Raw genomic sequence first — 8,031 nt, forward strand, 5'->3', positions numbered from 1 at the left:
AAGGACGTACTGGGCGACGATGGCGCGTTCGACCGCATCAGCGTCCAGTTGCTCAGTGTGAATCGTCGCCTCCGACTCCTCGTCGTGGGCCGACTCGGGCAGGACGGTGAGCGTCCCCTTCCCGCTGATGCGAAGGGACACTTCGTCGCCCTTCTCGACCCCGTGTTGCTGTGCCCACTCCGCCGGAAGGGTCATCGCCAACGTCGATGGACCCAGCCGCTGTACCTTTCGTGTTTCCATATCCTTGTATCCGCGTAGAAAGCCTTAAACTTCACCGTATGTCACTAAATGCCTCACGATAGTTTCAACATTCGTCGTTCGAACCGCCCGACGCGCACCTTCCACCAACCGCGCAAGGACTCGTCGACCGCCTCGTCGCCCGTATCCGCCCGAAGGACGCCGATGCCGTCCAGTTTCGTCTTCGAGGCGACGATTTCGATGTCCGACCGCCGAATCACGGCCGGTGAAATCTGGTGATTTCCGCGTCCGAAGACGAACCCTTGCCCGCCGATGGGCGAGACGACGATGACGTTCTCGTCGCCGAGCGCGGCGAGGAGTTCCTCCTCGTTGGCGTCGCGGGCGACGACCTCCCCGTCGCGCCACACGTCCACGCCGAGCGGCGACCCGTCGAATCCCAACTCGGATTTGATGGCTCCGACGGTGCTTCCCGGCCCGAGGACGTAGGTGACGCCCGGTTTCGCGTCGTCCGCGACCCCGGCCGCGAGACTCTCGACGGTTCCACCGCCGAGTTGCTTTCCAGACTGGAGCGACTCGGCCACCGGAACGCTGGCGACGGCCTTCAGTTCGGCCCGCACCTCGCCCGCCCGGTAGGCCTCCTCGTCGATGTCGTTCACCTCGCGCTCCTCCGTGCGGTCGAACGACGCCGCGACCCGTCCCGCCGCCTTCGGCGTCACCGCGAACACCGAGGAGTAGATTTTCACCCCGGCGGGGACGCCGAGCATCGGCGTGTCGGCCTCGACCTCGGCCAGCGTCTCGGCCACGTCCACGGCGGTTCCGTCCCCGCCGACGAACAGAACGAGGTCCACGCCGTCTGCGACTAGTCGGCGAACCGCCTCGCGGGTGTCCGCCGCGCTCGTTTCCTCCTCGCCGGGTTCGCCGACGATTTTGGAGTCGAACCCGGCCGCCCGCGCTTCCTCGGCCCCCATCTCGCCAGCGTAGGTCAGCAGCTCGGAGTCCGGCGCGCGGTCGTACAGCGCCGACAGAGCGGCAACGGCCCTGTCGGGGGCGCGTCGCTCCGCTCCGCGCTCCCGCGCCTCCGCGACCTTTCCGTCGGTTCCTTTCAGGCCGACTCGCCCGCCCATGCCAGCGATTGGGTTGACGACCACGCCGATTCGCATATGGCTGGGCCTTGGGCACCCCGAAGGAAAGGCGTATGGGTACCGACAGTCGGACCACCGGGACTCGTTTCGTGGCGGGATGTCCTCCATTCGCCGTCCTCGTCCATCCGCGTCACTACGGCCTCCTCGCCAGTCGAACGGATGCGCCAGCGCGCTTCGTGCGAGGCGTGAGCGACGCGAGCGGCGAGCGCATCCCCGCGCTGGCGGGGGGGAGTGGGGACACCGGCGGTACGGATGCGGTGCGGGATGCTCGCCGCCAGCCGTCCCCCGAGAAACGAGACGGCGAAAAGAAAAGCCGACGCGAGAGAAACAGACGCGAGGAAATTGCCGATTATCGACGGGTGGCTGGTACTACTCCGAAATCGCGTTAACAGGAGCAGTAGTAGTCGGTGGTTCCGAACTCGGTCTTCACGAGTCGGTAGGCGGGACCGACGTCGCTGGGTCGATACACGCCGGTCGTCAGCTCGTCCGAATCCTCGAATCCGCCGGAGAGCAACGATTTCCACTGCCCCGCGGACAGCACGTCCGAGAACCCGGCCTCGCTCGACAGGAGTTTCAGATAGTCGGCGAGATAGACCCACGTCGCGTCGTGCGTCTCGTCGGATTCGAACGTCTCACCGACCGCTTCGGCGTAGGCGGCCCCCGGTAGGTCGGCACCGGCCTGCACGGGCAGCGAAATCCACTTCCACGGTCGGGTGTTGACGTCGAGGAGGACGTACTCCTCGCGGTCCCAGTCGTAGACGAACTCCGACTCGCTGATACCGTAGTAGCCACTCTCGTCCAGCACCTTCAGCGCGCGGTCCTCGATTTCGGGCTGGTCGGTCGCTCGAACCAGACAGGAGGTGCCGAACGCTCGCGGGTAGCGAACGCGGGCGTTGCCGACGAACGTCACCGGGTCGCCGGACCGGGGAACGTAGGAGGCGAGTGAGCAGTCCCGTCCAGCCGCGATGTTCACCTTCTTCTGTGCCATGACGCGAATTCCGGCGTCGTCGGCCATCGCGGTCACGTCGGCCAACTCCTCCCGGTCGGCAACCTCGATGACGTTGGTCCCGACGGCCTCCTCGAACTCGCGTTTGCGGGCGGGTTTGACCACCAGCGGGAAACCGAGGGCGTCGGCCGCGTCCTCCGGGTCCGTCTCCGAGAGGCGGTACGTCTCGGGGTACGGGACGCCTAACTCCTCAGCTTTCGCGTAGAGCGACTCCTTGTCGAGAACGACGTCGATGGTCTCCCGACCGGCGAACGGCAGGCGGACGCCCTCGGGTTCCGTCCCGGCGAATGCGTGGACCCATTCGTCCATGCACGGGAACGCGACGGGTTCGTGGTCTAATTCGGCGGCGAGCGCTTCCACGTCGTCGCGGAACCCCGCCGCATCGTCGAGCGGGAACGTCACCCGCCCGGCGAAATCCACGGCGTCGGAGTACGGCGCGACGCCCTTACCGTTTCGGTCGATGGCGATGACAGGTACGTCGTGGGCGGAGAGCGCGCGAGCCACGCTCAATCCGGTGACGTGTGCGTTGCAGACTATCGCCGGTGGTTTGTCGAACGTAGTCTCGGCGAGCGCGCGCCGAAGCCCCTCGAAGGAACGGAATTCGTCGGCCATGGATTCGATTTTCGGAGGGGTACCTAAAGGCTGTTCGACCGGGTGAATGCCGCCGGTATCTCGGGTACGGAAACGGAAACAGAGACAAGAACGAAGAGGAGAGAGTTTAGAACCGAACCGACCCGAAAATCGGGTCGCTCGCCAATCCAGTTCGGCCTACTCCTCGTCCACGACGAGTCGAATCGGGTAGTCCGTGAAGTTCTCGTAGCCGTCCTCGGTGACGACGGCGATGTCCTCGATGCGGACGCCGCCGACTTCGGGGTCGTACAGGCCGGGTTCGATGGTGACGACGTGGCCGGGTTCCAACTCGCCGCCGCTGGGGCTGAGTCGGGGGTCCTCGTGGACGTCCAGTCCGACGCCGTGGCCCGTGCTGTGGATGAATCCCGTCTCCGCGTTCGGGTTGCTCCGGAGCGTGTCGTAGCCCGCCGCCTCGTACACGTCGCACACGGCGGCGTGCACGTCCTCGCCCGTCGCGCCGGGTTCGAGGGCGTCGAAGGCCGCGTCGAACGCCTCGTACGTGAGTTCGTAGCGTTCGCGTATCTCCTCGGACGGTTCGCCGCGGACGAAGGTCCGGGTCATGTCGGCGTGGTACTTCGAGGTCTTGTCGCGCGGGAAGATGTCGATGATGATGGCTTCGTTCGTCGCGAGCGGGCCGCTACCGCGGTCGTGCGGGTCCGCCGCCGCCGCGCCGCAAGCCACGATGGTCTCGTCAAGCGCGGCCCCGTGGCGGAGGAGCGTCACCTCTATCTCCTCTTTCACGCGCTCGCTGGTCAGCGGTTCGCCCTCGTAGTAGAGCAGGCCGTCCTCGATCGTCGCCGCCGCGATCAGGTCCTCGGCGGCGTGCATGGACGCCTCGTTCGCTTTCTGGGCGACGCGGACGTGTTCTATCTCCTCTTCCGTCTTCGTCGCTCGAATCCCCACGAGGACCGAGGAGTTGTCGGGGCGAACGGTCACGCCCGCCTCGCGCAGTCCGTCCGCGGTTCCGACGGGGAACCGGGCGGGGACCGCCACCGACTCGACGCCGTGGTCGGCGAGGAACTCGGCGATGATGTGGTTCTTCGCCGCTTCCGGTCCGTGTTCGGCGATCTTCTCGTAGTAGTCGTACTCCGACAGTCGGGAGACGGTTTCGGCGTTGCTCTCCTTTTTCGCCCGGCCGTACTCCAGACTGGAGACGAGGAGGTGGACGCCATCGGCGTACAGCGTCGTGAAGGCGTCCGGCGCGTCGAAACCCGAGAGATACAACTGGTCCGAATCCGTCGAATCGGCGTCGATGAGGAAGCCGTCCACACCCATCGAGTCGAGGGCGGAATCCAATTCCGAGAGGTCCTGTGCCATGTCGTTCGACACAGAGGCGACGACCAAAACGATGTCGGAGCGCGAACGTGTTCCCGGCAACATCGCCCGGGAACCACCCGCGGACTGCCGAACGGTTCGAGCAATACCGTGATGTCTTCCCGTCGGCGGTCCCGGAACCCACCGCCGGTTTCCGCCGAAATCCACATCCTCCTTCACGACGAACTACCACTCATCATGGGAGGGTATTTGGTCGCGCTCGACGGTTCGCCGTCGAGCACGGACGCACTGAACTACGCGGTGGACCTCGCGGCGGACACGAACGCCTCGGTCACGGCGATTCACGTCGTCGTTCCGACGGAGGTGTTCACGGGGGGCGACGTGCCGCCGACGAGTTTCGCCGAGGCGGACCGCGAACTCCTCTTGACGAGCGTCGAGGACGCGGAAACCCGCGGGCAAGAACTGCTCGACGATGCAGTAGCGAGCGCGGAGCGCGAGGGAGTCGAAATCGAAACCGGCCTGCTGTACGGCGAACCCGTCGAGCGCATCACGGAGTTCGCCGAGGACAACGACTTCGACGCCATCTTCGTCGGCCATCGGGGCGCGTCGGAGCGCTACGAAACCCTATTCGGCAGCGTGGCCAAACAGGTCGCCGGGCGCGCCACGGTTCCTGTCACCATAGTGAGGTGAGGGGGCTCCGACCGCCGGGACGGCACCGACCGGCGATATTTTCCGGGGGGCGGTAGTCTGATACCCGTTCGGATAGACGGGTCGGACATGGACGTCGAAATCTCCCAGTCTGAACTCTCGGGGACGGCGCGGGCACCCCCGTCGAAGAGCTACACGCATCGTGCGATTCTCGCGGCAGGCTACTCCGGCGGCGCGCTGGTGTTCGACCCGCTCATCAGCGCCGACACGAAAGCGACGATGCGGGCCGTCGACGCCTTCGGCGGCGACGTGACCGACACCGGCGAGGCCATCGAAATCGACGGCTTCGGCGGCGAACCGACGACCCCCGGGGACGTGCTCGATTGTGCGAACAGCGGGACCACAACCCGACTCGTTTCGGGGACGGCTGCGCTCGTGGACGGCATTACCGTTCTCACGGGAGATGCGTCGCTCCGCTCGCGGCCGCAAGGACCGATGCTCTCCGCCATCGACCAACTCGGCGGACGCGGCGAAAGCACCCGCGGCAACGGGAAAGCGCCGCTCGTCCTGAAGGGTCCGATTTCGGGCGGAACGGTGTCGATTCCGGGCGACGTGTCGTCCCAGTACGTTTCCGCGCTGTTGATGGCGGGCGCGCTGACCGACGAGGGCGTGACCATCGACCTCGAAACGGAACTCAAGTCAGCCCCCTACGTGGACATCACGCTGGAGTTGCTGGACGACTTCGGCGTCACTGCCGAGAAACGCGACGGCGGCTACCACGTCGATGGCGGTCAGTTCTACGAACCGAGCGACGGCGAGTATCACGTCCCCGGCGATTTCTCCTCCATCTCCTACCTCCTCGCGGCGGGCGCGGTCGCCGCCGATGACGACGAGCGCGTCCGAATCGAGGGCGCGTATCCGAGCGCACAGGGCGATACGTTCATCGTGGACGTACTGGACCGGATGGGCGCGGACGTCGAGTGGAACCGCAACGACGGCGTGCTCACGGTTCGGCGGTCATCGCTCTCGGGCGTCACGGTCGACGTCGGCGACACGCCCGACCTCCTTCCGACCATCGCCGCGCTCGGCGCCATCGCCGACGGCGAAACGCGAATCGAAAACTGCGAACACGTCCGCTACAAGGAGACCGACCGCGTGGCCGTGATGGCGAAAGAGCTCTCGAACCTCGGAGCGAGCGTCGAAGAGGAAGACGACGCGCTCACGATTTACGGCGACGAATCGAACCTCGTTGGCTCGGTAGTGGACGGGCACGGCGATCACCGAATTGTCATGGCACTCGCGGTCGCCGGACTTACCGCCGACGGGACGACGATGGTCGCCGACGCGGAGCACGTTGACGTGTCGTTCCCCGACTTCTTCGACGTCCTCTACGACCTCGGCGCGGGCGTACAGCGCTGAGGGTCAGTCCTTCTGGCACGTCGCGGTGACGCCGATTCCGTCCGGTCCGACGTCTATCAAAATGACGTTCGTGTCACAGCCTTCCATCCGCCAGTCCACGGTGCGCCACATGCCGTTGTCGAGTTGGACGTTCACCTCGTAGGTGTCCGCTTCGAGGATGTTTCGACGATTCGCTATCCATCCGGGAAAGAGGTAAAAGTCGGACTTGTAGTGGTCGCCCGTTCGATTTCCGTCGATAGTCACCGTGACGACCCGCCGCTCGTCGAAGAAATTGCGAACGCGGAGGCTCACCGGTTTCGCGGCGTCGGCACCGTTATCGACTGGAAGGCGACTGACACAACCCGCGAAACTTCCTGCGAGACCGAGCAGGGCGGTGAATCGACGCCGATTCATCGCCTCCGTCTTCGCGTTCCGGCTATAAATTTTCTTTCGGCCGTCGTGGCGAAACGTTCCGCGGCCTGTAACCTCTAAATGGTAGGGTGCCAGAGGAACGGGTAATGAACGGAAACCGATTCGGACGCCTCTTTCAGGTGACGACCTACGGCGAGAGCCACGGGGAATCCATGGGCGTCACGGTGAGCGGCTGCCCGGCGGGGCTGGAACTCACGACCGACGACGTACAGGCCGACTTGGACCGACGGAAACCCGGTCAGTCGATGATATCAACCAGTCGAGACGAACCCGACGCCGTGACCATCAACAGCGGGATTCAGGACGGTTACACCACGGGAACGCCCATCGGAATGGTCATCCAGAACAAGGACGCCCGCTCGGGAAAGTACGAACCGTTCATCACCGCGCCGCGGCCGAGCCACGGGGATTTCACCTACTCGGCGAAGTTCGGGACGCGAAACTGGGGCGGCGGCGGTCGGTCGTCCGCGCGCGAGACGGTGAACTGGGTCGCGGCGGGAGCCATCGCCAAGAAGATACTCTCGTCCGTCGGCATCGAACTGAAAGCCCACGTCAACCAAATCGGCGACGTGCGCGCCGACGACGTGAGTTTCGAGCAGATACTCGAACACAGCGAGGAGAACGAAGTCCGATGCGCCGACCCCGACGCCGCCGCCGAGATGCGCGAGCTGATAGACGACTATCAAGAGAAGGGCGACTCCATCGGCGGGTCGATATACTTCGAAGCGCGCGGCGTTCCGCGCGGGTTGGGCGCACCGCGGTTCGATTCCGTCGAGTCTCGACTCGGACAGGCGATGATGTCCATACCGGGTCAGCGGACCGTCGTCGTCTTCCTTCGAGAGTTTCCCGAGTCGAACGAACGAGTAGCCCGCGGCCAGCGCGATAACCCCCGCGACGATGAACGCGAGCCACGCGAGCGTGCCCGCGGCCGACGCCACGACGCCGAGAACGGCGAAAATACCGCCGCCAACCATCCCACCGACCGCCATCGAAACCGACGCGGGTAACCCGATATTTTCGGACGCCATATATGACCAACTGTGTTCCAGTATCTCAATAGTATCGACCATCTGTCAAAATACGGTCAGAAACGATGCCGAACGAGGGAAACCGACGATGAAGGTGGAGAAGGCTTCATCGTGAGAAAAACACCGTCGGAAACCGCGTGTCGTCGTGACGTTCAGTATCTCCGCGACGTTCGGTTCCTTCTCGTGCGAACGATGGCCACCGTTTATTGAGTTCCTCGGCGTATCTCTCGTGGTATGAGAAACGACCGACTGACACACGGCTATTCACGACGGG

Annotated in this window: 8 protein-coding genes and 2 pseudogenes; 4 read left to right on the plus strand and 6 right to left on the minus strand. The window is 64.8% G+C overall.

What is annotated here, in order from left to right:
* Together BG842_RS21800 and BG842_RS21805 are read right to left on the minus strand one after the other, a co-directional pair.
* Positions 1–240 (minus strand): AbrB/MazE/SpoVT family DNA-binding domain-containing protein (locus BG842_RS21800; protein WP_139136228.1); only part of this gene is annotated, 240 nt, incomplete at its 3' end.
* A 53-nt stretch (positions 241–293) separates the two neighbouring features.
* The gene (locus tag BG842_RS21805; RefSeq protein WP_069449591.1) at positions 294–1,358 is read right to left on the minus strand and encodes an ATP-NAD kinase family protein; all 1,065 of its coding nucleotides are present in this window, start codon (positions 1,356–1,358) and stop codon (positions 294–296) included.
* Positions 1,359–1,393: 35 nt separating this feature from the next.
* On the opposite strand from BG842_RS21805, the gene BG842_RS21810 reads away from it, so the two are divergent.
* On the plus strand, positions 1,394–1,729 hold the full coding sequence (locus BG842_RS21810; protein WP_069452434.1) for a hypothetical protein: 336 nt from the start codon (positions 1,394–1,396) through the stop codon (positions 1,727–1,729).
* Here BG842_RS21810 and BG842_RS21815 read toward each other — a convergent pair.
* Both BG842_RS21815 and BG842_RS21820 read right to left on the minus strand, forming a co-directional pair.
* Positions 1,726–2,958, minus strand: coding sequence for a carboxylate--amine ligase (locus BG842_RS21815; RefSeq protein ID WP_069452435.1), 1,233 nt, complete (start codon positions 2,956–2,958; stop codon positions 1,726–1,728). The genes BG842_RS21810 and BG842_RS21815 overlap by 4 nt on opposite strands.
* Positions 2,959–3,114: 156 nt before the next feature.
* A complete protein-coding gene (locus tag BG842_RS21820) occupies positions 3,115–4,293 on the minus strand; it encodes a Xaa-Pro peptidase family protein (protein ID WP_069452436.1) in 1,179 nt (392 codons plus the stop codon).
* A 111-nt stretch (positions 4,294–4,404) separates the two neighbouring features.
* Between BG842_RS21820 and BG842_RS21825 the strand changes: the two genes are divergently transcribed.
* Both BG842_RS21825 and aroA read left to right on the plus strand, forming a co-directional pair.
* Positions 4,405–4,941, plus strand: coding sequence for a universal stress protein (locus BG842_RS21825; RefSeq protein WP_139136229.1), 537 nt, complete (start codon positions 4,405–4,407; stop codon positions 4,939–4,941).
* An 87-nt stretch (positions 4,942–5,028) separates the two neighbouring features.
* On the plus strand, positions 5,029–6,318 hold the full coding sequence (gene aroA / locus BG842_RS21830; RefSeq protein WP_069452437.1) for a 3-phosphoshikimate 1-carboxyvinyltransferase: 1,290 nt from the start codon (positions 5,029–5,031) through the stop codon (positions 6,316–6,318).
* Between the two features lie 3 nt (positions 6,319–6,321).
* Here the strand turns inward: aroA and BG842_RS21835 are convergent, their stop codons facing one another.
* Entirely contained in the window at positions 6,322–6,711 is a 390-nt protein-coding gene (locus BG842_RS21835) for a hypothetical protein (RefSeq protein WP_069449816.1), read from the minus strand.
* A 104-nt stretch (positions 6,712–6,815) separates the two neighbouring features.
* Here BG842_RS21835 and aroC point away from each other — a divergent pair.
* A pseudogene (aroC, locus tag BG842_RS21840) lies at positions 6,816–7,538 on the plus strand (chorismate synthase); the annotation flags it as partial.
* Between the two features lie 30 nt (positions 7,539–7,568).
* Here the strand turns inward: aroC and BG842_RS33300 are convergent.
* Positions 7,569–7,757 (minus strand): annotated as a pseudogene (locus tag BG842_RS33300) (amino acid transporter); the annotation flags it as partial.
* Positions 7,758–8,031 lie beyond the last annotated feature (274 nt).

The organism is Haladaptatus sp. W1, assembly GCF_001723155.1.
Taxonomy (GTDB): domain Archaea; phylum Halobacteriota; class Halobacteria; order Halobacteriales; family Haladaptataceae; genus Haladaptatus; species Haladaptatus paucihalophilus.